Genomic DNA, 1,454 nt, shown 5'->3' on the forward strand with positions numbered 1-1,454 from the left:
CTGACTTACAGACAGTAAAAAGGGGATACTATCCAAGGTTTAAATTACCAATAAAAAAAGGGTTAAAAAAATATAGCTACCGCCTTAAAATATAAGTTATAAACAACAATAACTTAATAAAAAGGAGATAGCTATGACCAATTCACAAGAATATATTACAGCAGAATTAGAAAAAATACTATATGAAATATTACCCATAACAAGTAAACGGTTAAAGAATCTAGTAAATATAATCATAGGAATAATACTTTCTGAATCTGTAATAATATCGAAGATATCAGAGAAATTGAATGATTCTTATACTGATGCAACTGAAGCTAGTAAAATAAAAAAAATAGAGAGGTTTTTCACTTCAAAACCAATAAATCCAGATTATTTATATAGCTTTTTTATAGAAGAAATATTAAAAAAATATGTAAAGAGAAGTGCTAATAAGAAGATTGTCATAATGTTTGACCATACAACGATTGATGATAGATTTTTAATACTTAAATTTTCACTTAAAGTAGGTAAAAGAGCTATACCCTTGTGGTACAAAATATTTGAATATGATGAAAAATATAATAAAAATTTTAAACATGTAAAAGAAGGCATAGCGGAGCTTTATAAAATTTTCTCTTCCTATAATTATGATGTTATTCTATTAGGAGATAGGGGTTTCAAAAGTGTAGACTTATTTCAATTTATACAGGAGCTTGGATGGAAATACTGCATAAGATGCACAAAAGATTTACTTGTAGAGATACAAGGTAAAGGGAAGATTAAATATCTAGAGGACATAAAACCCTTAAAAAATGGAGTGAAAAAATTCAAATCTGTATTATTAACAGCTAAGAAATATAAGTGTAATTTAGCAGTTTGTAAGGATATTGATTCTAATGATACTTGGTATTTAGCAACTAATATGGATAGTAAAAAAGCAGTTAGAGAATATAAGAAAAGATTTGTTATAGAAGAAATGTTTAGAGATTTGAAATCAGCGGGTTTCAATATGGAAGATACTTGGACTGAAGATTTAACTTACTTTGAAAACTTATATTTATGCTTAAGTATAGCATATACTTGGATGATAATATTGGGAGCTGATTGCTCTAAAAATAAAAAAAGTAAAATAATAGGTGCAACTAAAAAAATTAAAAATAAAGTTGTTAGGATTTATAGCTTATTTAGAAGTGGATTAAAATGGTTTAATAGATGCTATACTTCTGATAGAAATAAGTACAAGCTTAAATTTGATTTTGTACTATATGACATATAATTTGGGGTAAAATTTAAAAAAATATTGAGTTATTATAGGATATTTATACATTTATTAATTTCCAATATTTTTATATTCAACAAATTTGAAGACTTTGAGTATATTTTTTTATATTATTCCATTTCAAATATAATGAAGTTCAAGTTAATTTATGAATAAAATCATGAATTTATCATATTACTGTCTGTAAGTCAGG

Annotated in this window: 1 protein-coding gene; it reads left to right on the top strand. The window is 25.0% G+C overall.

Annotation, left to right across the window (positions count from 1 at the left end):
• Positions 1-133: 133 nt before the first annotated feature.
• Complete coding sequence (locus C1715_RS00070; protein ID WP_102398659.1) at positions 134-1,258, top strand: IS4 family transposase; 1,125 nt, start codon at positions 134-136, stop codon at positions 1,256-1,258.
• The last annotated feature ends 196 nt before the right edge of the window (positions 1,259-1,454 follow it).

Origin of the sequence: Haloimpatiens massiliensis (assembly GCF_900184255.1) — a bacterium.
Taxonomy (GTDB): Bacteria; Bacillota; Clostridia; order Clostridiales; family Clostridiaceae; genus Haloimpatiens; species Haloimpatiens massiliensis.

Coding starts and splice junctions, on each gene's coding strand:
- C1715_RS00070 (WP_102398659.1), top strand. CDS start 134: ATGACCAATTCACAAGAATATATTACAGCAGAATTAGAAAAAATACTA.